Genomic DNA, 26,638 nt, shown 5'->3' on the forward strand with positions numbered 1-26,638 from the left:
GGCCCCAGAGTAGAGCATGCCCTTTGCGCGATTTGCCGCACTTCTCCTGAGCTTTCTGGCGCTGCTCGGCTGGTCCGCCGCTCCGGCCAGCGCGCAGTCGATCCTGCGCGATGCAGAGACCGAGGCCCTGCTCAAGGACATGTCGCGCCCGCTGATCACGGCGGCGGGGCTCGATCCCAACCATGTCGACATCGTGCTGGTCAACGATTCCTCGGTGAACGCCTTCGTGGCGGGCGGGCAGGCGGTCTACGTCAACAGCGGGCTGATCAACCAGGCCGATACCGCCGCCGAAGTGCAGGGCGTGATCGCGCACGAGCTGGGCCACGTCACCGGCGGCCATGCCGTGCTCAACCAGGGCGCGCAGCCGGCATCGAACATTTCCATCCTCTCGCTCCTGCTTGGCGCGGCCGCCGCGGCAGCGGGGGCCGGCGAGGCGGCAATGGGCGTCATCATGGCCGGCCAGCAGGCCGCCATGGGCAAGTACCTGGCCTATAGCCGCTCGCAGGAAGCCTCTGCGGATGCGGCCGGCGCGCAATATCTCTCCGCCGCCGGGATCAGCGGCCGCGGGTCCGTGGAATTCTTCAAGAAGCTGCAGAATCTCGAATTCCGCTATGGATACCGGCCGCAGGAAGGGGACGAGTTCTACTCCACCCACCCGCTCACCGGCGACCGTATCCAGACCTTGCAGGACGTCTACGAGAAGGACCCGGCCTGGGCCAAGCCGGACGATGCCAAGCTCCAGCAGCGGTTCATGCGGATGAAGGCCAAGCTGTTCGGCTACCTGGCCGAGCCGCGCGACGTGTTCCGCGTCTATCCCGAGACGGACAATTCGGTGCCGGCCCACTACGCCCGCGCTTATGCCTTCCACCGCCAGTCGCAGCTCGACCGTGCGCGCGCCGAAACCGATGCGCTGCTGACGGTCGATGCGAACGATCCCTATTTCCTTGAGCTGAAAGGGCAGATCCTGCTGGAGGCGGGGCAGGCGGCCGAAGCGCTGGTGCCGCTGCGCAAGGCTACGGAACTGACCGGCTACCAGCCGCTGATCGCCACGCTCTTCGGCCATGCCCTGATCGCCACCGAGGATTCCGTCCATTTTGCCGAGGCGCAGGCGGTGCTGAAAAACGCCGTCGCGCGGGATCGGGAAAATCCTTTCGCCTGGTATCAGCTCGGCACGATCTACGCCGCCAATGGCGATATGCCGCGCGCCCGGCTGGCCAGCGCCGAGCAGCAATCGCTGACCGGCCAGATGGACGCCGCGCTGATGAGCGCGCAGGCCGCCGAAGCGGGGCTGCCCACCGGCACGCCGGACTGGCTGCGGGCGCAGGATATCGAGATGCAGGCCCGCGCCGAACTGCAGCGCAAGAAACGGCGATGAACGCCCCGTCCCAGGTCGCAGTCCGGGTCGGACCTTCGGCTCTGGCCGCGGTTCTCATAGCCCGCTAAGGGCAGTGCTCAATTGACAGGATTCTCGACGACGATGGGTAATGGCACGAAGTTCGCAGCGATCGCCGGTTGCATCGCGCTGATCGGCGTCGGTGGCTGGTTCGGCGGCCGCGTGGCGGTTGAGAAGGTCGTTCACGACTATATCCTCGAGCACCCCGAAATCCTGCCCCAGGCCATGGACAACCTGCAGCGCAAGCAGGCCAGCCAGCAACTGGCCGGTGTGCGCCAGAACGTGGAGACGCCGTTCCCCGGCGCCGTGCTCGGCAATCCGAACGGCAAGGTCACGCTGATCGAATTCAGCGACTATGCCTGCGGTTATTGCCGCCGCAGCCTGCCCGACGTGGCCCAGCTTCTGGCGAAGAACCCCGATCTGCGCATCGTCGTGCGCGAACTGCCGATCATCGGCCCCGAAAGTCCCGCCGCCGCGAAGATGGCGCTGGCCGCGGCCGAACAGGGCAAGTTCCCGCAGTTCCACGATGCCATGTTCGCCATGGGCCAGGTCGATGCCCAGAGCATCGATGCCGCGGCGCAGAAGGCCGGCCTCGACATCGAGCGCGCCCGCAAGGTCGCCGCCGGGCCCGCCGTGGCGCAGGAGCTTTCGCGCAACATGGACATTGCCGGACGCCTTGGCTTCAGCGGTACGCCAAGCTGGGTGGCGGGCGAGCGGCTGATCTCCGGCGCGGTCGGTTTCGACCAGCTGTCCGAGGCGGTCTCCGAGGCGCGCGCCGAACCCAAGGGCGACAAGAAGGGCTGACAAGTCGACTTGCGGAATTATCGGCTGTTTCCGCATGGGCATGATTTCGGCTAGGAAGCGAGAATGAGCGTCCTGCCGATCCAGCCCATTCCTTTCTTCGCCAACAAGGACAAGGCCTTCTGGCGCCTGCAGTTCGTAGGCTGGGGCGGCGCGATGCTGCTTCGCGCCATGTCCACGATCGCCAATGCCCAGCCCCTGTCATACCTCGTGCTGGTGCTGATCGCGACCGTTACCGGCTTTTCGATCTCGCTGGTGCTGTCCGTCGTCTATCGCGCGCTGATCACCCGTCGCGCCCTGGTGACCTGGGGCCTGACGGCGATGATCCTGCCGTTCGCGGTGGGCCTCCACGCCTTCATCGATGCCTGGGTGATCTCGCTCTACCGCACGGACAGCGATTCCAGCTTCGCCCAGCTGTTCATCGGCGTCTTCTATCTGGACGCCACGCTGCTCGGCGCCTGGTCGGCGCTTTACTACGCCATCAATTTCTACCTCCAGGTGGAGGAACAGAACGACCAGATGATCCGACTGGAGAATCAGGCGACGCAGGCGCAGCTCGCCATGCTGCGCTACCAGTTGAATCCCCATTTCCTGTTCAACACGCTGAACTCGATTTCCACGCTGGTCCTGCTGAAACAGACCGAGCCGGCCAATGCCATGCTCAGCCGGCTGTCCTCGTTCTTGCGCTACACCCTGATCAACAAGCCGTCCGCCCAGGTCACGGTGGCGCTCGAGGTGGAAACGCTGAAGCTCTATCTCGATATCGAACTGATGCGATTCGAGGAGAGGCTGCGCACCACCTTCAACATCGACCCGGAAACAGAGACCTGTCTCCTGCCCTCGCTGCTGCTCCAGCCTCTGGTCGAAAACTCGATCAAATATGCCGTGACACCGCAGGAATCCGGGGCTGAGATCACGATCGTCACGCAACTCGTCGGGCCGATGCTTCGCATCACCGTCTCGGACACCGGGCCGGGCTTGCAAAGTCCGACGACGGACAACAGGTTGTCGGGCATGACTTACGATGGAGGGGAGCCGGTCTCCACTGGCGTTGGCCTGGCAAATATCCGCGACCGTCTTTCCCAGGCTTATGGCGAGCATCATCGATTCGAGACGATCGAGCCGATCGAAGGCGGATTCGCCGTACTCATCGAACTTCCCGCCGAACGCCAACCCACCCCGGAAGACATGCACGAGCAGCCGCGGCAGCCTGTTTTCGCCGCGCGATGAAACATATTTGGCCCACGTGCGTTAGCCGGGCCGGAGACAATAACTGATGACCATTCGCACGATCCTCGTCGACGACGAGAAACTCGCCATCCAGGGCCTTCAGCTTCGTCTGGAGAAGTATCCGGATGTCGAGATCATCGATACCTGCTCGAACGGCCGCGAGGCCATCCGCAAGATCAAGACCGAAAAGCCCGATCTCGTCTTCCTCGACATCCAGATGCCCGGTTTCGACGGCTTCTCGGTGGTCAAGGGCGTGATGGAGATCGAGCCGCCGCTCTTCGTCTTCGTCACCGCCTATCAGGAGCACGCGGTCCGCGCCTTCGAGGCCAATGCCGTCAACTACCTGATGAAGCCGGTGGACGAGACCAAGCTCGACGATACGCTTGCCCGCGTGCGCCAGCGCCTGGCCGAGAAGCGTTCGTCGGACGAGGCGGAGAAGCTCAAGACGGTGCTGGCCGAAGTGGCCCCCGACGCCATCGAGCACATCCCCGAGGAAAGCGATCCCAACGCGGACCGCTACGAAAAGCTTATCAACATCAAGGATCGCGGCCAGATCTTCCGCATCGATGTCGATTCGATCGAGCATATCGAGGCCGCCGGCGACTACATGTGCATCCGCACCGCCGACAATTCGCTGATCCTGCGCGAAACGATGAAGGACCTGGAACGCCGCCTTGACCCGCGCGTGTTCCAGCGCGTCCACCGCTCGACCATCGTCAACCTCAACCAGGTCCGCCAGGTCAAGCCGCATACCAATGGCGAATGCTTCCTGGTGCTCGATTCGGGCGCGCAGGTTAAGGTCAGCCGATCCTACCGCGACGTGATCGCGCGCTTCGTTCACTGATTCCGGAAATGCGGAAAGGCCCCCGGGCTTTTCCGCATTCTCCATTCACGCTGGGATGCGGAGAGGGTAGTCTGCGGCGCAGCCCCTTTTCCGCTGCCGCGCCTTCGGGGTGAGGCTCAGGAGAAAGGCGGGCTTCGCCGCAAGCGCTGTTCCTCTGCGTCTCTGCGCGAATCCTCTCTTCCATACTCGACAACCCCGTCGCGACGCGCGAAAGACGCGGGCATGAGCACATTCGCGATCCCGGGTTTCGACCTTGCCGCCTTCGTCGATGCAACGCTTGCCGAGGACCTCGGCGTGGGGCTTCCGGGTGGCGGGCATGACGTTACCTCGGAAAGCGTGATCGAAGCCGGCGCCAGGTTCTCCGGCGTGATGGATTCGCGCGATGCCATCATCGTTGCCGGCCTGCCCCTTGCCGAGGCCTTCTTCCGCACTCTCGATCCCGCGATGGAGATCGAGATACTCGTCGAGGAAGGCGCCCCGGTCGAACCCGGCGCCAAGCTTATGCGCCTCACCGGCAATGCTCGCGCCATGCTGACCGGCGAGCGTTCCGCTCTCAACACCGTCCAGCACCTCTCCGGCATCGCAACGATGACCCGGGCCTATGTGGATGCCATGGAAGGGCACGCGACGCTGCTCGACACGCGCAAGACCATTCCCGGCCTGCGCCACCTCGAAAAGTACGCGACCCGCATGGGTGGCGCGCGCAATCACCGCATGGGCCTGTGGGACGCTGCGATGATCAAGGATAACCACGTCCTGGTGGCGGGCGGCGTCGGCCCGGCGGTGGCGCGCGCCAAGGCGGCGGGCGTGGCGCAGATCATCTGCGAGGTGGACCATCTCGACCAGATCGAACCCGCCATCGCCGCGGGCGCGCATCACCTCCTGCTCGACAACATGGTGCCGGCTACCCTGCGCGAGGCCGTGGCCATCGTCGCAGGCCGTGTGCCGACCGAAGCCTCGGGCGGCGTCAATCTCTCCACGATCGGTGCCATCGCCGCTTCGGGCGTGACGTACGTTTCCGTCGGCCGCCTCACCCAGAGCGCCCCGGCGGCCGATATCGGGCTGGATTTCTCGCCCCTTTAGAAGCGGTTGCGAACGGGAGTGCACGCCGTCATGCTCCCTCGACCCCGCCCAAAAGGGGGAGGGGAAACGGGGGACACCGCCTTGCGTCCGAATTCCATCATTCAATTCGATCGATTCTTTCTCGGCTCCCTGGCGTTGGCGGGGGTGAATGCCGTCCTGTCGATGCAGGACACGCTTGCCGATCCCAGGCTGGCACGCTCGGGGCTGGGAATGGACTTCATCGTGGGCATTCAGGTCTTCAGCTTTGCGCTGATGCTGGCGCTGTGGTTCTTCATTTCCCGCAGGGCAGGGAACGCGGCCAGGTGGATACTCACGGTGATGACGGTGCTGGGCATGCTCGTGACGATCCCCACGGTCCCGGTCCTTGCCGAACGCGGGATAGGGAACATGGCCTTCGCGCTGGTCATCACCGTGCTTCAGGTCGCCGCAGTGGCTTTCCTGTTTCGCAGCGATGCCCGCGCCTGGTTCGCCCGCAAGGGCGGCATCGCGCCGGACGACCAGAGCATTTTCAGCTAGTCGCCGGTCACCGTTTCGCCCGGAAGAAGCTGCGGAGCATCTCCGCGGCCTCCGATTCGCCGATTCCCGAATAGACTTCCGGCTTGTGCAGGCACTGGTCGTGCTCGAACACGCGCGCTCCGTGCTCGACCGCGCCGCCCTTGGGATCGGAAGCGGCATAGTAGAGCCGGGCGATTCGCGCGTGGACGATGGCGCCCGCGCACATCGCGCAAGGTTCCAGCGTCACCCATAGCTCGCATCCCTCCAGTCTCTCATTGCCGAGAATCAGCGCCGCGGCGCGAATCGCCTCGATTTCGGCATGGCTGGTAGGGTCGTGGCGCTCGCGCGGGCCGTTGCGGCCGGTGGCGATGACGTTTCCATCCTTCACGACGACCGCGCCAATCGGCACTTCGCCGGAATCGGCGGCTTCCCGGGCTTGCGCCAGGGCGAGTTCCATGTATTCGGGCAGGGGCCAGCGGGTCATGGCCATGCGCTAGACCTTCAAAAAGCTGTGCGCAACTTGACCTTCACCCGGGGAATCGCTAAGGGCGCGCCTTCCCGTATTTACGGCCACAGACTTTTTCGAGCGAGAGTAGACATGTCCCGCATCTGCGAACTGACCGGCAAGGGCCGCCAGGTCGGCTGCAACGTCAGCCACGCCAACAACAAGACCAAGCGCGTCTTCCTTCCCAACCTTCAGAACGTCACGCTGCTGTCGGACGGTCTTGAGCGCAGCTTCAAGTTCCGCGTCTCGACCCACGGCCTGCGTTCGGTCGAGCACAACGGTGGCCTCGACAACTGGCTGCTGAAGACTTCGGACACGAAGCTGAGCGCGCGCGCCGTCAAGGTGAAGCGCGAGCTGAAGAAGCAGCAGGCCGCCTGATTCTCCCGCTCCCTACGGGGAGCGTGAAGAACACGGTTTCGCAAAAAGGCGTGCAAGCTTGACTTGCGCGCCTTTTCGCATGCCCGGCTGGGATTGGTTTCCCGGTTGGGAGCGCGCCCATTCCTCTTGAATTCCATGAATCCGCCGCGCCGCTGAAGGCGGGGCTCGGTTCCTGTTGTCTCAAGAGCAGGCGGAAGCCGTTTCCGCGCGGCAGCGAATACCGGCTGGGCTTACGGCAGTTTGGCTGGGTCGACGCTCATCTTCCACACCAGCGTGCGCTGGAGCGGGGAGAAGTTGTCGTCCGAGATCAGCCAGACGGTCAGCTTGCCGCTCTCCTGCGGGGCGATTGCGATGCCTTCGAAGTTGTCGATGGGCAGGTCGGACGAGAGCCGCGCAACCTCGGTGACTTTCCAGGTGCCGCCCGGGCGGATGTCCGCTGGATCGCCGATCGCGATTCGGCCGGCGAATCGTTGCGGCATCGGCCAGATCAGGCGCCGCATCAGGATCAGCAACCGGCCGTCCGGCATTTGCGCCATGTCGGTGGGGCTGAAGCCCGCAGGCGAATCGAGCGTAAAGCCCTGCCCGTTCGGGTTCAGAGTGGGATCGCCGCCGAACAGGGCGGCCTGGTGCAGGTGATCGCTCCAGCCGACATACCCTTCGCGCAGCAGCACGAATCGCCCGTCATGAAGGCGCGTGAGCGCTTCGGGGCCGGAATTGACTCCCCAGTCCGCCATGACCGGGGGGCTGGCGCGGCGTTCGATCTCGTAGTCCGGATTCATCCGGTAGACGGCGTTGCGCCCCTCCAGGCCGAGCCAGATCATGCCGGTTTCGTCCTGCGTGGCCGATTCGACATCGCGCGCGGCCTTGTCCGCATCCTTGGAGAGGGGCAGGTCGCCCATGCGGCTTTCCGCCTGCGACTGTCCCGGCGCCCTGAACTCCAGAAATCCGCCCGAATCGCTGAGCGCCAGCATGACGCCGCCGGGCCGCAGCAGCAGCGCGGAATAGCTGCCGAAGGAGTGGGTGCGGCTATGCGCCTGCCAGACTTCCTCCAGCTTGAACGATCCCAGACGCGGGTCGGCGCGCTGGGCTGCAGGCAGGGGTAGCTGCTCGAACGAAAGTTCGAATGTCTTGAATTTCTTGTGCTGCGGCGCATGCCCCCAGGTCAGCGGCAGCAGGGACAGCAGGACGAGGAGGGCAATGGTGCGGCGCACAAGGGCGGGATAAGCATTCCGGCGAAGGCTGCAACCCGCTTTCGCTGCAGCCCTGCGGAATTGCCGATATTATCGGCGCAATCCCATCGGTTCAGGTCTGGGGGCCGGTGAAGAGGATCGGGTCCAAACGCGCCTCGTTCCATTTGATCGACCAGTGCAGATGCGGCCCGGTGGCCCGGCCGGACATGCCGATCTTGCCGATCACCTGGCCCTGGCGGACGTGTTCGCCCGGCTTCACCAGGATCTCGGAGCAATGCAGGAAAGCGCTGTTGAGGCCCATGCCATGGTCCAGCATCAGCAGGTTGCCTTCGAGCGTGAACGGCTTCTCGGCGGCCAGGATCACCACGCCGTCGGCCGGGGCAACGAAAGGCGTGCCGCTGGTGCCGGTGGCGATGTCGAGACCCGAGTGATAGGCGCCGGGCTCGCCCCGATAGACGCGCTGCGATCCGAAACGGCCGGAAATGCGGCCCTTGGCGGGCCAGATGAAATGTTGGCGCCAGCCTTGGGCGTCGGTCTTCATCGCCCGCGCGGCGTTGATGCGGTCCAGCTCGGGCCGACGCAGGGCCATGAAGGCTTCGGTCGGGCCGCCTGGCTTGCGGGCGATATTGACGTTCTCGATCTGCCAGGCGCGCGGCGAGACGGAAATCGGTTGCGTGATGCGGCGGCCGTTGGCCAGCGTGGCCGTCAGCGTGGCGATGGTGCCGGCATCGCGGTCGAAGGCGGCGAACCAGGTGCCGTCCGGCGCGATCTGCACCGGCTGGCCGCCCAGCGCCAGAGCGCTCGTGCCGGCAGGCACTTTGCCGCGGATCCAACCGCCCTGGGTGAGTTCCCCGCTATAGGTCAGGGTGCCCGGGACAGCCGCAGGCGACACCGGCGCCGCCGATTGGGCCGCGAGGCCGCTCCACGCCAGCATCGCACCGGCAGCCGCCAGGCCGCCGAGAACCAGCGAGGCCGGGATCAGCGATGCCCTTGAGGCCTTGCGGGCCTTCATGCCTTGGCGGTGAGACGCTTGGTCGCGATTTCGGCGCTGGCGTAAGGCTCCTGGAACTCGGCGCTCCAGTAGCGGAGTTCCTCCAGCGGAATCTTCTCGCCGGTGACGGCGCAGAGCACGAAGTGTCCGCCGCTCAGCACCCGGAAACCGTTGGGTCCGTAGGCGAGCTTGGCGGGGCGGTCGGCAGAAGACATAAGCATGGGCGAAATCCTAGCAGAGCCGGCCGTTCAAAACAAATCGCCTTGCCTCGGCTCGCCCGCCTTCGGTCGTGCCGGGCGCTTGGACGCCGGTGTTTCAGGTGCCGGTTCGGCGACGGTTCCAGGCGTCGTGGCGGCCTGGACCGGCGCTTCGGTGCCGACGGCGACCGTTAGTTCGCCGTCCCGGAATTCCAACGTCAGCAGCGATTCCCGCGCCGCCGCTTGGCGATTGGTCAGCGCGCGGCCGTCCGGCCCCTTGGCAAGGACATAGCCCCGCTCCAGCGGGCGCTTCGGGTCAAGCTGCGGCAGCACGCGGGAAACCGGTGCCAGACTGTCGCGCGCCAGAGTCCAGCGGCGGGTCAGCAGGCGCGCGGTCAGGCCGACGCGCGTCAGCCGCTCGTCGCAGCGCTCCACCCGGTGACGCAGCAGCGGCAGTGACAGGCGGGAGGCGGTGCGGCCCAGCTGTTCGCGCTTGGCCGCCGCTTCATCGCGCAGGCCGCGCCGCAGGCGTTCGGAAAGTTCGTCCAGCTTCTGCGCCTTGGCGGCGAGAATGGCCTCGGGCCGGGGGAGGCGCTGCACCCGCGCTTCCAGTCGTTCGCGGCCGAGCGTGACCGGGCGCAGCGCGCAGCGGCGCTTGCGATAGGCCAGTTCGTCCAGCGTGGCGGCCAGTTCCAGCCGCACCGGCACGGCCATTTCGGCGGCCGCAGTGGGCGTGGGCGCCCGGCGGTCGGCGGCATAGTCGCAAAGTGTGGTGTCGGTTTCGTGCCCGACCGCTGAAATCACGGGAATCGACGATTCCGCCACGGCCCGGACCACGACTTCCTCGTTGAACGACCACAAGTCCTCGATCGAACCGCCACCGCGCGCCACGATCACCAGATCGGGACGCGGTACCGGGCCGCCGGGCCGGATCGCGGAGAAACCGCGGACGGCATTGGCCACCTGCTGCGCCGAGCCTTCGCCCTGCACGAGGACCGGCCAGACCAGGACGTGGCTGGGGAAGCGGTCGTCCAGGCGGTGGAGAATGTCGCGAATCACGGCCCCGGTGGGGGAAGTCACCACGCCGATCACGCGCGGCAGGAAGGGCAGCTCACGCTTGCTTTCGGGCGCGAACAGCCCCTCGGCGGCAAGGCGGGCGCGCAGCTTTTCCAGCAGCGCCAGCAACGCGCCTTCGCCGGCGATCTCCATGGTCTCGATGACGACCTGGTATTTGGAGCGGCCGGGATAAGTGGTGAGCTTGCCGGTGGCGATCACCTCGATGCCGTCTTCGGGGCGGAAGGCCAGCCGCTGCGCGCCGCCGCGCCACATGACGCCGTCGATCACCGCCTTGTCGTCCTTGAGCGCGCAGTAGAGGTGGCCCGAGGCCGCCCGCTTCACGCCCGAAAGCTCTCCGCGCAGGCGCACGAAGCCGAAGCGGTCTTCCACGGTGCGCTTTAAAAGGTTCGAAATCTCGCTGATCGAGAGCGGCGCAGCGTTGTCCCCGGCCGCTTGCTTCGCTACCAGCCCACCCGAACGACCATCATCGAATTCGTCGTCATCGAAAGGCACGGCTAATGAACATCCTTCTTCTGGGCTCTGGCGGCCGCGAACATGCGCTGGCCTGGAAGCTGGCGCAATCCCCGCTCTGCGAGACCCTCTGGGCCGCGCCGGGTAACCCGGGCATTGCCGAGGTCGCAAGCTGCATTTCGCTGGATGTCACCGATCACGCGGCCGTCATCGCCTTTTGCGAGAGCAACGTGGTCGGCCTGATCGTCATCGGCCCCGAGGCCCCGCTGGTCGACGGCCTTGCCGATTCCCTGCGCGGCGAGGGTTTCTCGGTGTTCGGACCGAGCCAGGCTGCGGCCCAGCTCGAAGGCTCCAAGGGCTTCACCAAGGACCTGTGCGAACGCGCGGGCATTCCCACCGCCGGTTACGACCGCGTCGCCAACGAAGCGGACGCGATGGCCGCGCTGGCGAAATTCGGTGCGCCGGTGGTGATCAAGGCCGACGGCCTGGCCGCTGGCAAGGGCGTGACCGTGGCGATGACCATGGCCGAAGCCGAGGAAGCCGTGCGCGAGATCTTCTCGGGCCGCTTCGGAGAGGCCGGCGCCGAAGCCGTGATCGAGGAATTCATGGAAGGAGAGGAAGCCAGCTTCTTCGCCCTGACCGACGGTTCCACCATCGTCCCCTTCGCCTCCGCGCAGGACCACAAGCGCGTGGGCGACGGCGACACCGGCCCCAACACCGGCGGCATGGGCGCCTATAGCCCGGCGCCGGTGCTGACGCCGATGCTGGAAGCCGAAGTGCTGGAACGCATCATCGCGCCGACCGTGCGGACGCTGGAAAACGAAGGCACGCCTTATTCCGGCGTGCTGTTCCTGGGCGTGATGCTGACCCGCGAAGGCCCCAAGCTGATCGAATACAACTGCCGCTTCGGCGATCCCGAGTGCCAGGTGATGATGCTGCGCCTCGAATCGGATCTCGTCGAGCTGCTCCATGCCTGCGCCGACAACCGCCTTGCCGCGATCGCGGCGCCGCGCTTCAGCCGCGACACGGCGCTGACCGTCGTGATGGCCGCGAACGGCTACCCCGGCACGCCCGAGAAGGGCGGCGCGATCGGCGGCATCGCGGCGGCCGAGGCCGATGGCGCCAAGGTGTTCCATGCCGGCACCGACGTGAAGGACGGCGTGCTCGTCTCCAGCGGTGGCCGCGTGCTCAACGTGACGGCGCGGGGCGCGTCGGTCACCGAGGCGCAGGGCCGGGCCTATGCGGCCGTGGATGCGCTCGATTTTCCGACCGGCTTCTGCCGCCGGGACATCGGCTGGCGCGAAGTGGCGCGCGAGAAGGCCCATGACCAGTAAGGCGGATTCGATCCTGAAGGTGGCGCTGGCGGTGGCGGCGGTGTTCGCCGGCACCGGCGTCGGCTATTACTACGGGTTGTTCCTGCCCGGTCAGGCGTCCCGCCAGGAAGCGCGTGTGGCCGCCGAGCAGGAAGCCCGGCAGAAGCAGGAAGACGCCGTGGCCAAGGCGCAGCAGCGCGAGCAGGCCGAGCAGTCGCGCCGGCAGGAAGCGGCTCAGCAGGAGTATCAGGACTGCCTGAACTTCGCGGAGCTGTCCTACAAGCAGCGCTGGACGGCGAGTTGCCGCGCGCAGCACGATGCCGATGTCTCGGCACTGGCCGATTGTGCCGACAACCTGTTCGCCACCGAGGAAGGCTGCCGGGCCAAGGTGCCGATCCGGCCCGAGCGCGACTGCGCCTTGCCGGGGCAGACGGCGCAAAGCTATTCCGACGCCCGCGAGCAGCGCAAGGCCGAGTGCCTCGCGCGGTTCCAGTCAGCCCAGCCCGGTGCCCAGCCCAGCACCCAGCCTTTGGCGCCCCAGGGCCAGGCCCTGTCGGAACCGGCGGGGCGGGACGGCGCGATGCCGCAAGCGGATACTTACTGACCGCGCTCGGCCAGCCAGGTCGGTGCGATTTCGATCACCGGGATTTCCCAGGGGTGGGCCGCCATGATGCGGTCCATCGCCTCCAGGAATTCCGGGTCTTCCTCGCTGCAGGGCGCGTGGAGGGACAGGATCACGGTGGGGGAGAGGCTGGTCATGGCCGCTTCGCCCAGCGTCGGTCTTGCGTCCGGCCCGGGCTGGAAGCTCTCCCACCCCAGGCCGATCTCGGCGACTCCCTTGTAGAGGCCGAAATCGCCGAGCGGATTGTCGGCGCGGACGACCGCCAGGATCGCGGCCAGGACCGGGTCGCGCTCTCCGGCGGCGACGTCGCCTGCCAGCATGGCGCGAAAGGTCTCCGGCGAAACCGGAACGTGGATGCGCACCAGCAGGGCTTCGCGAAGATTCATGCGGGCTGTTCCTCGATCAACAGGCGAACGACCAGCGCGAGCCGTTTGGCATCCTCGCGCGCGTGGTGGGCCTTGGGCAGGCGCCGCCTGGCTTCCTCCAGCGCGGCGTCGACCTGCTCTCGGGTAAGGCCGCGCGCGGCCATCCATTCGCCCAGGAAGCGGATCGGGAACGGCAGCTTTTCGCCCAGTTCCTCACACAGCACTTCCAGCCAGAAGCCATCGAGGTCGGCATCGGAATAGACCTCGCACGTACCGACGAACGCCACCATCTCCGCGAAGACTTGCGCGGGCGGCAGTCCGTCGCATGCCAGCATGGCGCGGGTGATGCCGTGGAGCGATTCCGCTTCTTCGGACCAGTCCCAGGTCTGCCAGCGGGGCGGGGGCTTGATCAGCCAGGAGCGGCTTTCCCCGTCGATGCGCGCCACGGCAACCTCGATCGGATAGGACTGGCCATATTCGGGCAGGCAACTCGCCTCGAAGTCGATCAGTGCGGGATCGTGCTGGGCCATGGGCGCTCCGGTTGAGGACGGTGGATCAACCTGTCCTGCGGAGAGGCCGGCGTCAACGCCATGCAAAAAGGGCCCCATTCCTGCGAATGGAGCCCCTTTTTCCAGCCGAAGCCGAAGCGATCAGCCGACGCGTTCGGAAATCAGCGCCTGGAGGTCCGCTTCGGGACGCGCGCCGTAGTGCGAGATGATCTCGCAGGCGCAGATCGCGCCATACTGCAGGCATTCTTCCAGGCTCTTGCCGCGCACATGGCCGAACAGGAAGCCGGCCGCGAAGAGGTCGCCGGCGCCGGTGGTGTCCACCACGCGCTCGATCGGCTCGGCCCCGACTTCGGCGCGCTGGTCGCCCGAGATCGCGACAGCGCCCTCGGCGCCGCGCGTGACGACAAGCACGGGGATCTTCGGAGCGAGCTGGGCGACGCCCTTTTCGAAATCGTCATGACCGACAAGGGCGGCCATCTCGTGCTCGTTGCAGAACAGCACGTCGATCTTGCCGGTATCGATCAAGTCGAGGAAATCGGCGCGGTGACGGTCGATCACGAAGCATTCCGAAGGCGTGAAGGCGATCTTGCGACCGGCCCCGCGGGCGGCCTCGATGGCCTTGCGCATCGCGGCGCGCGGTTCCTCGGGATCCCAGAGATAGCCTTCGAGATAGAGCACGGCCGCATTGGCGACGGCGCTTTCGTCCAGCGCTTCGGCGGGCAGGTAGTGCGAGGCGCCGAGGAAGGTGTTCATCGTGCGCTGGCCGTCCGGCGTCACGAAGATCAGGCAGCGGGCCGTCGGCGGGTTGCCGGGGCGGGCGGGCACGTCGAAGGCGATGCCGCCGGCGCGGATGTCATGGGTGAAGACGTCGCCCAGCTGGTCTTCCGCGACCTGGCCGATGAAGGCGCACTTCGCCCCGAGCGCGGCCAGGCCGGCCAGGGTGTTGGCGGCCGAACCGCCGGAAATCTCGCGGGCCGGGCCCATGGCTTCGTAGAGGCTTTCGGCCTGATCGGCGTCGATCAGCATCATGCCGCCGCGCGAGAGACCAAGCTCGTCGATCAGCGCGTCGCTGCAGTTGGCGATCACGTCGATGATGGCATTGCCGATGGCAATCACGTCGAAAGTGGGCGGCACGGTGGGTTGAGCCATGCGAAAAGGAGTCCTTGGATTGTCTGGAGGTTGTGTCGCGAGTAGCGCGCGGGCCGCCGCTTCGCAAGCGCGGCGAGAGTTGACAGCACCACTGGCCCGCGCAATGCGGTGAGATGTCATGACCCAAGACCGTTCGGCGCTTCACGCCATTCCGATGATCGCTCCCACCCGCCTGCGATGCGCCACCGCCCACTTGCGGGGCGTTGTTGCCGCGGCGGGACTTGCCGTGCTGCTGGCAGGGTGCGCCAGCACGTCCGGCGGCGTGGCGACGGCGCAGCACCAGCCCAAGCGGAGCACGCAGATTCCCAATGTGCGCCAGCCAACCCATACCGCGCGGGACCCCAGTTTCCAGGCGATTCCCGGTGCCGAAGGGGTGATCGGATCGAGCGAGAGCCAGCTCGTGCGGATGTTCGGGGAGCCGCGGCTCAACGTCTGGGAAGGCGATGCCCGCAAGCTGCAGTTCACCGGGAAGGCGTGCCTGCTGGACGTCTATCTCTACCCTTCCGCCGCCACGAAGGAGCCGCGCGCATCCTATATCGATGCGCGGCGGGTTTCGGATGGGCAGGATGTCGATCGCGCTGCCTGCATCGCGGCGCTCCGCAAGTAGGCATTTTCCGGGAGAAGCTCTCCCGGAAGCGGGGCTTCACACCGTGAAGCTCTCACCGCAGCCGCAGGAACCCTTGGCATTGGGATTCTCGAACACGAAACCGGCGGTGAAGTCGTCTTCCTTCCAGTCCATGATCGAGCCGATCAGGTAGAGCACCGAGGCACCGTCGATGTAGAAGATGCCGCCGGGCGTCTCGATCTTCTCGTCGAAGGGCTTTTCCTCGCTGACGTAGTCGACCGAATAGGCCAGGCCCGAACAACCGCGGCGGGGGGTGGAAAGCCGCACGCCGATCGTGCCTTCCGGCGCCTCGCCCATCAGCCTGGCAATGCGGGCTTCGGCATTGGTGGTGAGGATCACGGCGGCCGGGCGCTGGCGCGCCGGCTTTACGCCAGGATTCGCAGAAGTGGTCGTGGTCATAGCTTCTTGTCCCAGAACAGCGCCGTGCCCGCTTCCGGGTCCAGCGCGTAGTCTCCGTAGCCGAGCGAGGCGTAGAGGCCCTTGGCGGTCGCATTGCCGCTCAGCACTTCGAGAGTGATCTTGCAGGCGCCGCGGGCGCGGGCCTCTTCCTCGACGGCCAGCATCAGCGCGCGTCCCACACCCTTGCCGCGCGCTTCGGGCAGCACGGCCATGTCATGGATGTTCACCAGCGGCCGGGCCGCGAACGTCGAGAAGCCGGTGATGCAGTTGGCAAGGCCCAGCGGCCGGCCTTCGGCTCCCTCGTCACTCTCGAAGGCGAGTAGCGAGAACGCGCCGGGATGGGCGGCAAGGCCGGAGACCAGCCGCGCGCGCACGTCTTCGGAAAGCGGCTTGCCCCCACCCATCGGATCGCGCGCATAACTGTCGAGCAGCGTGACCACGCGCGCGGCATCGGCCGCGTCGGCATAATCGGCCAGCCTGACAGAAACAGAACGCACGGTGACGGTGGGGGCAAGCGAGGTCATCAGAGCATGCCCAGTTCGAGCTTCGCCTCATCCGACATCTTGGCCATGTCCCACGGCGGATCCCAGACGAGATTGACCTCTGCATCGCGCACGCCGGGCACGGCGGCCACGCGCATCTCCACTTCGCCGGGCATCGATTCGGCCACCGGGCAATGCGGCGTGGTCAGCGTCATCGTCACCGCGACCGAGGATTCGGGCGAGACGTCGACGCCGTAGATCAGGCCGAGATCGTAGATGTTCACCGGGATTTCCGGGTCGAAGATTTCCTTCAGCGCATCGATGACGCCGTCGTAGATCGCGCCGCCGGGTTGGCTGGGGTCGATGCCTTGCGGCTTTTCGGCAAGGAAACCGTCCAGATAGTCGCGCCGGCGCTCGGGAGCGCCCTGTTCGCCAGGAACCTGCTGATCGGGCGCATCCTCCACGCGCGCACGCGGCGCGGGGGTCACCGAATCGACTTCCTCGACGGTGAAGCCGGGGCCAGAAGCGGAAGTGTCGTCACTCATCCAAAAATTCTCCGGGTGCGCTCGATACCCTTCATGAGCGCCTCGATGTCGCTGTCGTCACTGTAGAGGCCGAAGCTTGCGCGGGCCGTGGCGGGTACGCCCAGGTGGTCCATCAGCGGCTGTGCGCAGTGATGGCCGGCCCGGATCGCAACGCCCTCTTCGTCCAATATGGTGCCGAGGTCGTGCGGATGCACCCCGTCGAGCGCAAAACTGACGATGCCCACCGAATCGGCCGGGCCGAACAGGGTGACGTCGTTGCGCTTGCCGAGTTCCTCGCGCAGCTTGGCGGCAAGGTGGCGTTCGTGGGCTTCCGCCCGGTCCAGACCGAAGGCGCGGAGCCAGTCGATGGCGGCCGCCAGGCCGATGGCCTCGACGATCATCGGGGTGCCGGCCTCGAAGCGCTGCGGCGCGGGGGCGTAAGTGGTCTTCTCGAAGGTCACGCGGTCGATCATCGACCCACCGCCCTGCCACGGGGGCATGCCGTCGAGGATGTCCTTGCGCGCCCAGAGCGCGCCGATCCCGGTGGGACCATAGAGCTTGTGGGCCGAAAAGACGTAGAAGTCCGCCTGCATCGCCTTCATGTCGAGTGCGATGCGCGGGGCGGCCTGGCAGCCGTCGACCAGCAGCTTCGCGCCCACGGCATGGGCCAGGCGCGCGGCATGTTCCACGTGAAGCACCGAGCCGAGCACGTTGGAAACATGCGCGAAGGCCACCAGCTTGTGAGCCGGCGTCAGGATGCGTTCGGCGGCTTCGAGATCGATGCTGCCGTCGGCGGTCAGCGGGCAGACGTCGATTTCCACGCCAGTACGGTCGCGCAGAAGCTGCCACGGCACGATGTTGGAGTGGTGTTCGAGCACGGAGACGAGGATGCGGTCCCCCGCCTTGAGGTTCTGCACGCCCCATGTCTGGGCCACCAGGTTGATCGCCTCGGTGGCGCCGCGGGTGAAGACGATCTCGTCCTCCCGGCCGCCGAGAAATTCCGCGACGGTGCGGCGGGCGGCCTCGAAGGCCAGGGTCATCTCGGCCGAGCGGGCATAGACGCCGCGATGCACGGTCGCGTAGTCGCGGCCCAGTGCATTGACCGTGGCGTCGATCACCGCCTGCGGCTTCTGCGCGGTGGCGGCAGTGTCGAGATAGTGCCAGTCGGCGGCACCATCCACCGAGGCCAGCCCCGGGAATTCGCCCTTCACGGCCAGCACATCTCCGGCTTCGCGCACGAGATCGTTCACAGGATCTGCTCCAGCCGGGCGATGGCCGCCGCGCTCAGTTCCGCCTCGCCGGGCGCGCCGGTGAAGGCTTCGGCGATGAAGGCCTGGAGCATCAGCCGCTTCGCTTCGGGCGGGGTAAGGCCGCGGCTCATCAGGTAGAACAGGCCGCCGGCATCGAGCTCGCCCACCGCGCAGCCATGCGCCGCCTTGACGTCGTCGGCGTAGATTTCCAGCTCCGGCCGGGCATTGGCGGTGGCCGTGCGGTCCAGCAGCATGGCGCGGACCGACTGTTCGGCATCGGTGCCGTCGGCCCCGCGCTCCACGGCGATGCGGCCGAGGTAAGTGCCGACGGAATGGCCGGCCAGCGCCGTCCGCACGATCTGGCTGGACGTGGCGTTCAGCCCGGCGTGCGTGACTTCGGTGACCACTTCCAGCGTCTCGCTGCCGGTGGCAAGCTGCGCCGCGCCCAGAGTGAAGTCCGCGCCTTCGGCCAGCCGCACGTCGACGGCGATGCGGCCATAGACCGGCCCGGCCGAAAGCACGCGAAGATCGAATTTCGCGCCCTTGCCCAGCGAGATCACCAGGTGCCGGGCGACGGCTTCTGCGCCGTCCTCGACGATCTGGAGCGAATCCTCGGCGCCGTCCGCCACGACGATGCTCTCGCGCGCGATCGGCCAGACGCCGGCCAGCGCGTCGATGTCGGAATAGCGGAAGTCTTCGTGCTTCCGCGTCGGGAGAGCAGCGACTTCGCTCATGCGGCCGCCTCTTGCACCACGGCTTCGTAGCCTTCTTCCTCAAGCCGCAGCGCGAGGTCCGCGCCGCCGGTCTTGACGATGCGGCCGTCGGCCAGGACGTGGACGAAGTCCGGCTTCACGTAGTCCAGCAGGCGCTGGTAGTGGGTGATGAGCAGCACGGCCTTGTCGGGCGCGCGCATGATCGCATTGATGCCTTCGCCGCAGATGCGCAGGGCGTCGATGTCGAGGCCGGAGTCGGTCTCGTCCAGGATCGCCAGGCGCGGGTCGAGGATGCCCATCTGCACCATCTCGGCGCGCTTCTTTTCGCCGCCGGAGAAGCCCACGTTCACCGGGCGCTTCAGCATGTCCATGTCCATGCGCAGCAGGCCCGCCTTTTCGCGTGCCAGCTTCAGGAACTCGCCGCCCGAAAGCACTTCCTCGCCGCGGCTCTTGCGCTGGGCATTGGCCGATTCGCGCAGGAACTGGACGAAGGACACGCCGGGAATCTCGACCGGGTACTGGAAGCCCAGGAACAGGCCGGCGGCGGCGCGCTCGTGCGGTTCCAGTTCAAGCAGGTCCTGCCCCAGGAAATCCACCGAACCGCCGGTCACTTCATAGCCGGGACGGCCGCCGAGCGTGTAGCCCAGGGTGGACTTGCCCGCGCCGTTCGGGCCCATGATCGCGTGAATCTCGCCTGGATTGATCGTCAGCGAGAGACCCTTGAGGATCGGCCGGTTTACGTTGGCTCCGGCAACATTGGCCTGAAGGTTATCGATCTTGAGCATGGTCATCCTTCGGAGCCCTCGTCGAAGCGGCCCTCGTCAAAACGGGGAGTGGCAGTGGTTCCGGCCTTCCGGCGCGCGGAGCGCTTGTCGAAAGGCACGTTGAGTTCGGTGGTGATCTCGCGAACGACGCTGTCCACGCGGTCCAGCACTTCGTCCTCGGAGAAGCGCAGCACGCGGATGCCCACTTCGGTGAGCTTGCGGTCCTGCAATTCGTTGACGTCCGGGTTGGAATCGTCGGCGCTGAGCTGCACGACGATCCAGCGCGAAGGGCAGGCGAAGTCGACGATGGCCGAGCCGACCACCGACTGGCGGATGAACTTCACGCCGCCCAGCTTCGAGCCGGAAAGCTCCGCCCAGAGCGCCTTCTGCGCCTCGCTGGGATTGCGGCGCTGTTCCTTGGCTCGCTCCTTGAGCGTTTCCAGGCGTGCGCCGGTCACATTGAAGCTGGCCTTGGCGTCGGCCTTCGGCGCGGCGTCCTTGCTGATGCCAAGGGTCTTGCGGGCGGCGGTCATGGTTTCGTCCTTCGTGTCTTCTGTTCTTGGTCACCCTGAACGCGTTTCAGGGTCCATCTTGCCCGTTGCGCCGTGCCTTGCCGCGGCAAACCGGAACGGGTTTTCCGTCCAGCCTGCCCGGCAGGCCCCGAAACAGGTTCGGGGGGACGGGGCCGGGGGGAAAGCGTCGGCACTACCCCACGCTGCCTTCCAGGCTGATGCCCAGCAGCTTCTGCGCTTCGACGGCGAACTCCATCGGCAGTTGCTGGAGCACTTCCTTGGCGAAGCCGTTGACGATCAGCGCCACCGCCTGCTCGGTGTCGAGTCCGCGCTGCATGGCGTAGAACAGCTGATCGTCGCTGATCTTGCTGGTGGTCGCCTCGTGCTCGATCTGGGCGCTGGGGTTGCGCACTTCGATATAGGGCACGGTGTGAGCGCCGCATTCCTTGCCCAGCAGCAGCGAATCGCACTGGGTGAAGTTGCGCACGCCCTCGGCATTGGCGGCCACGCGGACAAGGCCGCGATAGGTGTTGTTGCTCTTGCCGGCCGAGATGCCCTTGGAGATGATCGTCGAGCGGCTGCCCTTGCCGTTGTGGATCATCTTGGTGCCGGTATCGGCCTGCTGGTAATTGTTGGTGACGGCCACCGAGTAGAACTCGCCCACCGAATCCTCGCCATTGAGGACGCAGCTGGGATACTTCCAGGTGATGGCCGAGCCGGTTTCCACCTGCGTCCACGAGATCTTGGAGCGGGCGCCCTGGCAGAGGCCGCGCTTGGTCACGAAATTGTAGATGCCGCCCTTGCCCTCGGCATTGCCGGGGTACCAGTTCTGCACGGTCGAGTACTTGATCTCGGCATCTTCCAGCGCGACCAGCTCGACGACGGCGGCGTGAAGCTGGTTCTCATCGCGCATCGGCGCGGTGCAGCCTTCGAGGTAGGAAACGTAGCTGCCCTTCTCGGCGATGATCAGGGTCCGTTCGAACTGGCCGGTGTTTTCCGCGTTGATGCGGAAATAGGTGCTCAGTTCCATCGGGCAGCGCACGCCTTCGGGAATGTAGACGAAGGTGCCGTCGGAAAAGACCGCGCAGTTCAGCGCTGCGAAGTAGTTGTCCTGCACGGGAACGACGCGGCCGAGCCACTTCTTCACCAGCTCGGGATATTCGCGGATCGCTTCGGAGATCGAGCGGAAGATCACGCCCGCCTGCTCCAGTTCCTTGCGGAAGGTGGTGGCGACCGAAACCGAATCGAACACTGCGTCCACGGCCACCTTGCGCGCGCCCTCGACGCCGGCGAGCACTTTCTGCTCCTCCAGCGGAATGCCCAGCTTCTCGTAGACCTTGAGGATCTCGGGATCGACTTCGTCCAGGCTGGAGAGCGAAGGCTTCTTCTTGGGCGCGGCCCAGTAGTAGGCTTCCTGGTAGTCGATCGGCGGCACGTTCAGCTTGGCCCAGTCCGGCGGAGTCATCTCCAGCCAGCGGGCATAGGCCTTGAGGCGCCAGTCGAGCATCCACTCCGGCTCGTCCTTCTTGGCCGAGATGAAGCGGACGGTATCCTCGGACAGGCCCTTGGGGCCATATTCCTGCTCGATGTCGGCAACCCAGCCGTGCTCGTAATCGGCCACGCGGGCCGCAGCCTCGCGCGCGGCCTGATCGCGCACTTCTACGTCGCGGGCCTCGCCATCGCGGCGGTTGTCCCCATGGACTTCGCGCACCTCGATGGTGCCCTCGGGGGAGGTTTCGTCAGTCATTCATACTTCCTCGACGAGCTGGGTCAGGACCACTTGCGCCAATGCGCCGCGCAGTGCCGCATTCACTTGCGGCCAGTGCGGGCGCACGCTGCATCCGCCTTCCAGCGTACATTCGTGCTTGCCCTGTTCGAGGCAGGCGGTGAGCGCGATCGGCCCTTCCACTGCCTCCACGATATCCGCAATCGAAATCGTTTCGGGTGCGCGGGCCAGTTTCAGCCCGCCGCCAACGCCGCGGGTCGATTGCAGCAACCCCGCAGCGGTCAGTTTGCTCACCAGCTTCTGAACGGTGGGAGCGGGAAGGCCGGTGTCTTCGGCAAGCTGGCCTGCCGAGATGCGGCTCATCCGCGAATCCTGGGGGTGATGCGCGCAAGTGCCCGAATGCCGAGTCGCGGCGGACATGATGACAACGGCGTAGTCGGCCATGCTGGACAGGCGCATATCTGCGGCTTTCACGTCTCTGCGGTTAAAGTGGATCAAATCTTTCCGATTTGTGCCACCTAGTGCAGGACCCCTCCGGTTTCAATGGAGTTTCGCACAGGATTTGTGCGACAAAAGCGATCGGGCTGTTGCAAATTTCTCGCTTTTGGAGAGAGTTCGCGCCGGCGAATGGGGGAATCCAAAGAAAAAAGGCGGTCCCCGATCAGGATCGGGAACCGCCGTAAGGTAATAAAGAACTCGTGCGCATCCCGCTACGAGCCCTTCGGGTCGCAACTCTCCTGTATGCCGGGCCCTCGGCGATTTATTGTATAATTGCGACATGCGTGCTCTGGCGGTGACGCCGGAAAACCGATTTTGCGAACGTCACGCAGGATAAGAAGCATTTGAGCAACAGCGCCGAGCCGTTTATGCGGCACCCGTGCTTTACTCTCTGATCAGACCCGCCCTGTTCCGTCTCGACGCCGAATCGGCGCATGGCCTTGCGCTCAAGGCGCTGAAAATGGCGGGCAAGACTCGCGCGCCGGCATTCCCCGCCTCGCTCTCCACGCAAGTCGCGGGAATCGCTTTCCCCAACCCCGTTGGCATGGCGGCCGGCTTCGACAAGGACGGCGAAGTGCCTGACGCGCTGCTGGGTCTGGGCTTCGGTTTCGCGGAAGTCGGCTCGATCACGCCGCTGCCGCAGGCGGGCAATCCCAAGCCGCGCCTGTTCCGCCTGGTGGAGGACCGCGCGGTGATCAACCGCATGGGCTTCAACAACCGCGGCGCGCAAGTGGCGCTGGAAGGCCTGACGGCGCGCCGGGATCGTCCCGGCGTCGTCGGCATCAACATCGGCGCCAACAAGGACGCGACCGACCGCATCGCCGACTATGCGACGATGGCCCGACTCATGGCGCCGCTGGCGACGTATCTGGCCGTGAACATCTCCAGCCCGAACACGCCCGGCCTGCGCGCGCTCCAGGACGAATCGGCGCTGACCGGGCTGCTCGATGCCGTGCTCGAAGCCCGCGGCGAAGTCTGCGGCGAGGACGGCCCGCCGGTCTTCCTCAAAGTCGCGCCGGACCTCGAACCGGCCGATATCGACGCCATTGCCCGCATCGCCGTCGACAAGCGCCTGGGCGCGCTGATCGTCTCCAACACCACGATTTCGCGGCCGACCCTGCACTCGCCCCACCGCGGCGAGACGGGGGGGCTTTCGGGCGCGCCGCTGCGCGATCTGGCCCAGCAGCGCCTGCGGGACTTCCGCAAGGCCACGGGCGGCGCCGTGCCGCTGGTCGGCGTGGGCGGCATCGCCACGGCGGAAGACGCCTGGGCCCGCATTCGCGCGGGCGCCAGCCTGGTGCAGGTCTACAGCGCCATGGTCTATGAGGGGCCGGGCATGGCCAGGGCGCTCTGCAAGGGGCTGGAAGCGCTGATGAAGCGCGACGGCTTCGCCACGATCGCGGATGCCGTAGGGTCCGAATAGCGTCAAAAGCCACCTATATGGGTGCAAGTACGGATGCGGCTCTGCTTGTCGCAACCACTCCACGCGCCTAGACGTTGATCGGAACGGACAATTCCGCGTGAATAGAGAGGACGGGGCTCGGCATGGATCTTGGTGACTTCGACAAGTGCACCAACCTGGTATCGCTGTTCCTCAAGCGAGCAGACCGATTGGGCGATTCGCCCATGCTCTGGTCCAAGCAGGACGGCCGATGGCTGTCCACGAGCTGGGCCGAGGTGGCGCGCCGCGTCTCGCTGATGGCTGCCTCGCTCCGGCGCATGGGCTTGCAGGCCGGAGACCGCGTGCTGATCGTGTCGGAAAATCGGCCCGAATGGTGCATCGCGGACCTGGCCGTGATGGCGGCGGGCTGCGTCACCGTGCCGGCCTACACCACCAACACCACGCGCGATCACATTCATATCCTGGAGAATTCCGGCGCGCGCGCGGCGATCGTCTCCACGGCCAAGCTGGGCAAGGCGCTGCTTCCCGCTATCGTCCAGACGGACTTGTGCCGCCATGTCATCGGCATGGAAGCACTGCCGCAGATGCAGGGCGGTGCCTACGAGGTCCATGACTGGGCGGGCCTGCTCGAAGGCGACGCCCTTCGCGCGCGCGCCGAAATCGACAGCCGGGTGGCCGACTTCCGCCGCCGCGACCTTGCCTGCATCATCTATACCAGCGGCACCGGCGGGGCGCCGCGCGGGGTGCGCCAGCACCACGGCATGATCCTGACCAACGTCGCCGGCTGCGCGCAGATCATCTTCGACGATTTCGGCTGCGACGAAGGCGAGATATTCCTCTCGTTCCTCCCGCTCAGCCATGCCTACGAACATACCGGCGGCCAGTACCTGCCGATCGCCATGGGCGGGCAGATCTACTATTCCGAGGGCCTCGACAAACTGGCCTCCAATATCGAGGAAGTGCGCCCGACGATCATGGTCGTCGTCCCGCGCCTCTTCGAAGTGCTGCGCACGCGCATCATGAAGCAGATCGAGAAGCAGGGCGCCGTTCCCGCGCGCCTGATGGAAATGGCGCTGGGCATTGCCGGGCGCGAGCAGGCCGGCCGTCGCCGCCTGCTGGACTATCCGCTCGACATGGTGATCGAACGGACGCTGCGGCCCAAGGTGCGCGCCAAGTTCGGCGGCCGCATCAAGGCCCTGGTTTCGGGCGGCGCGCCGCTCAATCCCGAGATCGGCGCCTTCTTCGACGCGATGGGGCTGACGCTGCTGCAGGGCTATGGCCAGACCGAGGCCGGGCCGGTGATCAGCTGCAACCGTCCCGCCGCCGGGATCAAGCACGACACCGTCGGGCCGCCGCTTCGCAATGTCGAAGTGCGGATTGCCGAGGACGGCGAGATCCTCGTGCGCGGCGAACTGGTGATGCAGGGGTACTGGCAGAACGCTGCCGCCACCGATGCCGTGCTCCGGGACGGCTGGCTCCATACCGGCGACATCGGCCATATCGACAGTCGCGGGCGGATCATGATCACCGACCGCAAAAAGGACATGATCGTCAACGACAAGGGCGACAACGTCTCTCCGCAGAAGGTGGAGTCGATGCTGACGCTGCAGCCCGAGATCGCGCAGGCCATGGTCCACGGCGACCGCCGCCCCTACATCGTCGGCCTGATCGTTCCCGATGCCGACTGGGCGCTGGAATGGGCCAAGGCCAACGGCGAGAAATTCGACTTCAAGGCGCTGCAGGGTCTCCCGGCGTTCCGGGCGGAGATCCGCGCGGCGATAGACCGCGTCAACACCGACCTTTCGGTGATCGAGAAGGTCCGCCAGTTCACGTTCGCGGACGAACCCTTCGGGATCGAGAACGAGGAAATGACCCCCAGCCTCAAGATCCGCCGCCACAAGCTCAAGGAGCGTTATGGCGAGCGGATGGACGCGCTCTACCGCAACTGAGGCCGCAAACCGGGGTTAGGGGCCGGGTGGCCCTTTACGCCACCTGCCGCCTGGCAGAAACCATCGTCACGGCACCAGCGTGGTGAAGAGGTAGGTCGAGAAGATCACCAGATGGACCATGCCCTGGACGAGCGTGGTCCGCCCGGTGCTCAGCGTCATCGTCGCCACCAGCAGCGTCAGGCCGAGCAGGGCGATCGACTTGAAGGAGAGGCCCAGTTCAAGGTCCAGCCCCATGGCCATGGAGGCGATGGCGACGGCGGGGATCGTCAGGCCGATGGTGGCCAGCGCGGAGCCGATCGCGAGATTGAGGCTGGTCTGCACCCGGTTCGCGCGCGCCGCCGACAGCGCGGCGAGGCTCTCCGGTGCCAGCACCAGCGCGGCGATGATGATGCCGACCATGGCATGCGGCGCGCCCATGGCGGCAACGCCCGCCTCGATCGAGGGCGAGAGCGCCTTGGCCAGCAGGACCACGGGTATCAGCGCCACCGGCAGCATGACGCCCGCGGCGATGGCCTTGACCGCCGGAACCTTCTCATGCGTGCCGTCGCTCTCTTCGGGATAGAGGAAATGGTCCCGGTGACGGATGGTCTGGGCCACGACGAACGTCGCATAGAGGATCAGCGAATCCGCGGCGACGAAGATCAGCTGGTTGGCGTTGTAGAAGGGCCCGGCCTCGCTCGTGGTGTAGTTCGGCATCACCAGCGTCAGCACCGAAAGCGTCGCCAGGATCGCCAACCCGTGGTTGACGCCCGATTGCGTATAGCCTTGTTCGTGATGCCGCCCGCCCCCCAGCAGCAGGCAGACGCCGACGATGCCGTTGATCGTGATCATCACGGCGGCAAAAACCGTGTCGCGCGCCAGGGTCTGGGTGCCATTGCCGTCGCTCAGCATGATCGAGACGATCAGCGAGGTTTCGATCACGGTGACGGCGAAGGCCAGGATCAGCGTGCCGAACGGCTCGCCCACGCGGTGCGCGATCACTTCGGCATGGTAGACCGCCGACATGATCGCTCCGCCGAGCACCAGCGCCAGCACGACCGCCATCGGGATGCCTGAAGGCTTGCCCAGCGCGATGGCGGCGATGGCGATCAGGGGGACGGCGATGGCCCAGGGCGAAAGGCCGAAACAGGGGAATGTCGCGGGTTTCGCGGCGGCGGCTGGGGACGTGTCGCTCATGTCCGGCACTATAGGCGAATTCGGCC

30 protein-coding genes are annotated in these 26,638 nt (G+C 66.2%); 12 read left to right on the forward strand and 18 right to left on the reverse strand.

Annotation, left to right across the window (positions count from 1 at the left end):
- Positions 1-16 precede the first annotated feature (16 nt).
- From EDF58_RS23415 to EDF58_RS23440, 6 genes are all read left to right on the forward strand, one after another.
- Entirely contained in the window at positions 17-1,375 is a 1,359-nt protein-coding gene (locus EDF58_RS23415; protein WP_132269932.1) for a M48 family metalloprotease, read from the forward strand.
- A gap of 102 nt (positions 1,376-1,477) precedes the next feature.
- The gene (locus EDF58_RS23420; protein ID WP_132269933.1) at positions 1,478-2,197 is read left to right on the forward strand and encodes a DsbA family protein; all 720 of its coding nucleotides are present in this window, start codon (positions 1,478-1,480) and stop codon (positions 2,195-2,197) included.
- A 63-nt stretch (positions 2,198-2,260) separates the two neighbouring features.
- Positions 2,261-3,424 (forward strand): histidine kinase, encoded by a 1,164-nt coding sequence (locus EDF58_RS23425; RefSeq protein ID WP_132269935.1) that lies wholly within the window; start codon positions 2,261-2,263, stop codon positions 3,422-3,424.
- A gap of 46 nt (positions 3,425-3,470) precedes the next feature.
- Entirely contained in the window at positions 3,471-4,268 is a 798-nt protein-coding gene (locus tag EDF58_RS23430) for a LytTR family transcriptional regulator DNA-binding domain-containing protein (protein WP_132269936.1), read from the forward strand.
- A gap of 222 nt (positions 4,269-4,490) precedes the next feature.
- Positions 4,491-5,351, forward strand: a complete 861-nt coding sequence (nadC, locus tag EDF58_RS23435; protein ID WP_132269938.1) for a carboxylating nicotinate-nucleotide diphosphorylase — start codon at positions 4,491-4,493, stop codon at positions 5,349-5,351.
- Between the two features lie 144 nt (positions 5,352-5,495).
- Positions 5,496-5,867, forward strand: coding sequence for a hypothetical protein (locus EDF58_RS23440; RefSeq protein ID WP_165921554.1), 372 nt, complete (start codon positions 5,496-5,498; stop codon positions 5,865-5,867).
- Positions 5,868-5,874: 7 nt separating this feature from the next.
- Here EDF58_RS23440 and EDF58_RS23445 read toward each other — a convergent pair whose 3' ends face one another.
- Positions 5,875-6,330, reverse strand: coding sequence for a nucleoside deaminase (locus tag EDF58_RS23445; protein ID WP_132269941.1), 456 nt, complete (start codon positions 6,328-6,330; stop codon positions 5,875-5,877).
- A 114-nt stretch (positions 6,331-6,444) separates the two neighbouring features.
- On the opposite strand from EDF58_RS23445, the gene rpmB reads away from it, so the two are divergent.
- Entirely contained in the window at positions 6,445-6,729 is a 285-nt protein-coding gene (gene rpmB / locus EDF58_RS23450; RefSeq protein ID WP_132269943.1) for a 50S ribosomal protein L28, read from the forward strand.
- A 230-nt stretch (positions 6,730-6,959) separates the two neighbouring features.
- Here the strand turns inward: rpmB and EDF58_RS23455 are convergent, their stop codons facing one another.
- The 4 genes from EDF58_RS23455 to xseA form a co-directional block, all read right to left on the reverse strand.
- Positions 6,960-7,940, reverse strand: a complete 981-nt coding sequence (locus EDF58_RS23455) for an esterase-like activity of phytase family protein (protein ID WP_132269944.1) — start codon at positions 7,938-7,940, stop codon at positions 6,960-6,962.
- A gap of 91 nt (positions 7,941-8,031) precedes the next feature.
- On the reverse strand, positions 8,032-8,853 hold the full coding sequence (locus EDF58_RS23460; protein WP_132269991.1) for a M23 family metallopeptidase: 822 nt from the start codon (positions 8,851-8,853) through the stop codon (positions 8,032-8,034).
- Positions 8,854-8,927: 74 nt separating this feature from the next.
- Positions 8,928-9,131 carry a DUF2093 domain-containing protein gene (locus EDF58_RS23465; protein ID WP_132269946.1) on the reverse strand — a complete coding sequence of 68 codons (204 nt, stop codon included), beginning with the start codon at positions 9,129-9,131 and terminating at the stop codon, positions 8,928-8,930.
- Positions 9,132-9,158: 27 nt separating this feature from the next.
- Entirely contained in the window at positions 9,159-10,676 is a 1,518-nt protein-coding gene (gene xseA, locus EDF58_RS23470; protein WP_132269948.1) for an exodeoxyribonuclease VII large subunit, read from the reverse strand.
- Positions 10,677-10,681: 5 nt separating this feature from the next.
- Between xseA and purD the strand changes: the two genes are divergently transcribed.
- Positions 10,682-11,968, forward strand: coding sequence for a phosphoribosylamine--glycine ligase (purD, locus tag EDF58_RS23475; RefSeq protein ID WP_132269950.1), 1,287 nt, complete (start codon positions 10,682-10,684; stop codon positions 11,966-11,968).
- Positions 11,958-12,551 carry a hypothetical protein gene (locus EDF58_RS23480; RefSeq protein WP_132269951.1) on the forward strand — a complete coding sequence of 198 codons (594 nt, stop codon included), beginning with the start codon at positions 11,958-11,960 and terminating at the stop codon, positions 12,549-12,551. The genes purD and EDF58_RS23480 overlap by 11 nt, the downstream gene beginning before the upstream one ends.
- Here EDF58_RS23480 and EDF58_RS23485 read toward each other — a convergent pair.
- From EDF58_RS23485 to EDF58_RS23495, 3 genes are all read right to left on the reverse strand, one after another.
- Positions 12,545-12,955 (reverse strand): hypothetical protein, encoded by a 411-nt coding sequence (locus EDF58_RS23485; RefSeq protein WP_132269953.1) that lies wholly within the window; start codon positions 12,953-12,955, stop codon positions 12,545-12,547. The two genes, EDF58_RS23480 and EDF58_RS23485, sit on opposite strands and share 7 nt — an antisense overlap.
- The gene (locus tag EDF58_RS23490; RefSeq protein WP_132269955.1) at positions 12,952-13,464 is read right to left on the reverse strand and encodes a hypothetical protein; all 513 of its coding nucleotides are present in this window, start codon (positions 13,462-13,464) and stop codon (positions 12,952-12,954) included. The genes EDF58_RS23485 and EDF58_RS23490 overlap by 4 nt, the downstream gene beginning before the upstream one ends.
- 120 nt (positions 13,465-13,584) lie before the next feature.
- The gene (locus EDF58_RS23495) at positions 13,585-14,592 is read right to left on the reverse strand and encodes an adenosine kinase (RefSeq protein ID WP_132269957.1); all 1,008 of its coding nucleotides are present in this window, start codon (positions 14,590-14,592) and stop codon (positions 13,585-13,587) included.
- 118 nt (positions 14,593-14,710) lie between these two features.
- On the opposite strand from EDF58_RS23495, the gene EDF58_RS23500 reads away from it, so the two are divergent.
- Positions 14,711-15,199: a hypothetical protein gene (locus EDF58_RS23500; protein ID WP_243654467.1), complete on the forward strand. Its 489-nt coding sequence runs from the start codon at positions 14,711-14,713 to the stop codon at positions 15,197-15,199.
- 36 nt (positions 15,200-15,235) lie between these two features.
- Here EDF58_RS23500 and EDF58_RS23505 read toward each other — a convergent pair whose 3' ends face one another.
- From EDF58_RS23505 to EDF58_RS23545, 9 genes are all read right to left on the reverse strand, one after another.
- Positions 15,236-15,616, reverse strand: a complete 381-nt coding sequence (locus EDF58_RS23505; RefSeq protein WP_132269958.1) for an iron-sulfur cluster assembly accessory protein — start codon at positions 15,614-15,616, stop codon at positions 15,236-15,238.
- Positions 15,613-16,140 (reverse strand): GNAT family N-acetyltransferase, encoded by a 528-nt coding sequence (locus tag EDF58_RS23510; RefSeq protein ID WP_207913137.1) that lies wholly within the window; start codon positions 16,138-16,140, stop codon positions 15,613-15,615. Before EDF58_RS23510 ends, EDF58_RS23505 begins: the two co-directional genes overlap by 4 nt.
- On the reverse strand, positions 16,140-16,643 hold the full coding sequence (locus EDF58_RS23515; protein ID WP_132269962.1) for an SUF system Fe-S cluster assembly protein: 504 nt from the start codon (positions 16,641-16,643) through the stop codon (positions 16,140-16,142). Before EDF58_RS23515 ends, EDF58_RS23510 begins: the two co-directional genes overlap by 1 nt.
- Positions 16,640-17,872, reverse strand: coding sequence for a cysteine desulfurase (locus EDF58_RS23520; RefSeq protein WP_243654468.1), 1,233 nt, complete (start codon positions 17,870-17,872; stop codon positions 16,640-16,642). The genes EDF58_RS23515 and EDF58_RS23520 overlap by 4 nt, the downstream gene beginning before the upstream one ends.
- Positions 17,869-18,606: a SufD family Fe-S cluster assembly protein gene (locus tag EDF58_RS23525; RefSeq protein ID WP_132269964.1), complete on the reverse strand. Its 738-nt coding sequence runs from the start codon at positions 18,604-18,606 to the stop codon at positions 17,869-17,871. The genes EDF58_RS23520 and EDF58_RS23525 overlap by 4 nt, the downstream gene beginning before the upstream one ends.
- Positions 18,603-19,370, reverse strand: coding sequence for a Fe-S cluster assembly ATPase SufC (gene sufC, locus EDF58_RS23530; RefSeq protein WP_132269965.1), 768 nt, complete (start codon positions 19,368-19,370; stop codon positions 18,603-18,605). The genes EDF58_RS23525 and sufC overlap by 4 nt, the downstream gene beginning before the upstream one ends.
- 2 nt (positions 19,371-19,372) lie before the next feature.
- Entirely contained in the window at positions 19,373-19,882 is a 510-nt protein-coding gene (locus EDF58_RS23535) for a DUF559 domain-containing protein (RefSeq protein ID WP_132269967.1), read from the reverse strand.
- A gap of 172 nt (positions 19,883-20,054) precedes the next feature.
- Positions 20,055-21,608 carry a Fe-S cluster assembly protein SufB gene (gene sufB, locus EDF58_RS23540; RefSeq protein WP_243654469.1) on the reverse strand — a complete coding sequence of 518 codons (1,554 nt, stop codon included), beginning with the start codon at positions 21,606-21,608 and terminating at the stop codon, positions 20,055-20,057.
- Positions 21,609-22,046, reverse strand: a complete 438-nt coding sequence (locus EDF58_RS23545; RefSeq protein WP_132269998.1) for an Rrf2 family transcriptional regulator — start codon at positions 22,044-22,046, stop codon at positions 21,609-21,611. It abuts the gene before it with no gap.
- Between the two features lie 418 nt (positions 22,047-22,464).
- On the opposite strand from EDF58_RS23545, the gene EDF58_RS23550 reads away from it, so the two are divergent.
- A complete protein-coding gene (locus EDF58_RS23550; RefSeq protein WP_132269968.1) occupies positions 22,465-23,508 on the forward strand; it encodes a quinone-dependent dihydroorotate dehydrogenase in 1,044 nt (347 codons plus the stop codon).
- A 122-nt stretch (positions 23,509-23,630) separates the two neighbouring features.
- The gene (locus EDF58_RS23555) at positions 23,631-25,436 is read left to right on the forward strand and encodes an AMP-dependent synthetase/ligase (protein WP_132269970.1); all 1,806 of its coding nucleotides are present in this window, start codon (positions 23,631-23,633) and stop codon (positions 25,434-25,436) included.
- A 66-nt stretch (positions 25,437-25,502) separates the two neighbouring features.
- On the opposite strand, the gene EDF58_RS23560 is transcribed toward EDF58_RS23555, so the two are convergent.
- Positions 25,503-26,612 (reverse strand): ionic transporter y4hA, encoded by a 1,110-nt coding sequence (locus EDF58_RS23560; protein WP_132269972.1) that lies wholly within the window; start codon positions 26,610-26,612, stop codon positions 25,503-25,505.
- Positions 26,613-26,638: the final 26 nt, after the last annotated feature.

Source organism: Novosphingobium sp. PhB57 (genome assembly GCF_004342985.1).
Lineage (GTDB): Bacteria > Pseudomonadota > Alphaproteobacteria > Sphingomonadales > Sphingomonadaceae > Novosphingobium.

Coding starts and splice junctions, on each gene's coding strand:
- EDF58_RS23515 (WP_132269962.1), bottom strand. CDS start 16,643: ATGAGTGACGACACTTCCGCTTCTGGCCCCGGCTTCACCGTCGAGGAA.
- purD (WP_132269950.1), top strand. CDS start 10,682: ATGAACATCCTTCTTCTGGGCTCTGGCGGCCGCGAACATGCGCTGGCC.
- EDF58_RS23495 (WP_132269957.1), bottom strand. CDS start 14,592: ATGGCTCAACCCACCGTGCCGCCCACTTTCGACGTGATTGCCATCGGC.
- EDF58_RS23430 (WP_132269936.1), top strand. CDS start 3,471: ATGACCATTCGCACGATCCTCGTCGACGACGAGAAACTCGCCATCCAG.
- EDF58_RS23445 (WP_132269941.1), bottom strand. CDS start 6,330: ATGACCCGCTGGCCCCTGCCCGAATACATGGAACTCGCCCTGGCGCAA.
- EDF58_RS23535 (WP_132269967.1), bottom strand. CDS start 19,882: ATGACCGCCGCCCGCAAGACCCTTGGCATCAGCAAGGACGCCGCGCCG.
- EDF58_RS23460 (WP_132269991.1), bottom strand. CDS start 8,853: ATGCTGGCGTGGAGCGGCCTCGCGGCCCAATCGGCGGCGCCGGTGTCG.
- EDF58_RS23510 (WP_207913137.1), bottom strand. CDS start 16,140: ATGACCTCGCTTGCCCCCACCGTCACCGTGCGTTCTGTTTCTGTCAGG.
- sufB (WP_243654469.1), bottom strand. CDS start 21,608: ATGACTGACGAAACCTCCCCCGAGGGCACCATCGAGGTGCGCGAAGTC.
- EDF58_RS23465 (WP_132269946.1), bottom strand. CDS start 9,131: ATGCTTATGTCTTCTGCCGACCGCCCCGCCAAGCTCGCCTACGGACCC.
- EDF58_RS23420 (WP_132269933.1), top strand. CDS start 1,478: ATGGGTAATGGCACGAAGTTCGCAGCGATCGCCGGTTGCATCGCGCTG.
- EDF58_RS23425 (WP_132269935.1), top strand. CDS start 2,261: ATGAGCGTCCTGCCGATCCAGCCCATTCCTTTCTTCGCCAACAAGGAC.
- sufC (WP_132269965.1), bottom strand. CDS start 19,370: ATGCTCAAGATCGATAACCTTCAGGCCAATGTTGCCGGAGCCAACGTA.
- EDF58_RS23505 (WP_132269958.1), bottom strand. CDS start 15,616: ATGACCACGACCACTTCTGCGAATCCTGGCGTAAAGCCGGCGCGCCAG.
- EDF58_RS23480 (WP_132269951.1), top strand. CDS start 11,958: ATGACCAGTAAGGCGGATTCGATCCTGAAGGTGGCGCTGGCGGTGGCG.
- EDF58_RS23415 (WP_132269932.1), top strand. CDS start 17: ATGCCCTTTGCGCGATTTGCCGCACTTCTCCTGAGCTTTCTGGCGCTG.
- rpmB (WP_132269943.1), top strand. CDS start 6,445: ATGTCCCGCATCTGCGAACTGACCGGCAAGGGCCGCCAGGTCGGCTGC.
- EDF58_RS23545 (WP_132269998.1), bottom strand. CDS start 22,046: ATGCGCCTGTCCAGCATGGCCGACTACGCCGTTGTCATCATGTCCGCC.
- EDF58_RS23555 (WP_132269970.1), top strand. CDS start 23,631: ATGGATCTTGGTGACTTCGACAAGTGCACCAACCTGGTATCGCTGTTC.
- EDF58_RS23490 (WP_132269955.1), bottom strand. CDS start 13,464: ATGGCCCAGCACGATCCCGCACTGATCGACTTCGAGGCGAGTTGCCTG.
- EDF58_RS23525 (WP_132269964.1), bottom strand. CDS start 18,606: ATGAGCGAAGTCGCTGCTCTCCCGACGCGGAAGCACGAAGACTTCCGC.
- EDF58_RS23560 (WP_132269972.1), bottom strand. CDS start 26,612: ATGAGCGACACGTCCCCAGCCGCCGCCGCGAAACCCGCGACATTCCCC.
- EDF58_RS23485 (WP_132269953.1), bottom strand. CDS start 12,955: ATGAATCTTCGCGAAGCCCTGCTGGTGCGCATCCACGTTCCGGTTTCG.
- EDF58_RS23500 (WP_243654467.1), top strand. CDS start 14,711: ATGACCCAAGACCGTTCGGCGCTTCACGCCATTCCGATGATCGCTCCC.
- nadC (WP_132269938.1), top strand. CDS start 4,491: ATGAGCACATTCGCGATCCCGGGTTTCGACCTTGCCGCCTTCGTCGAT.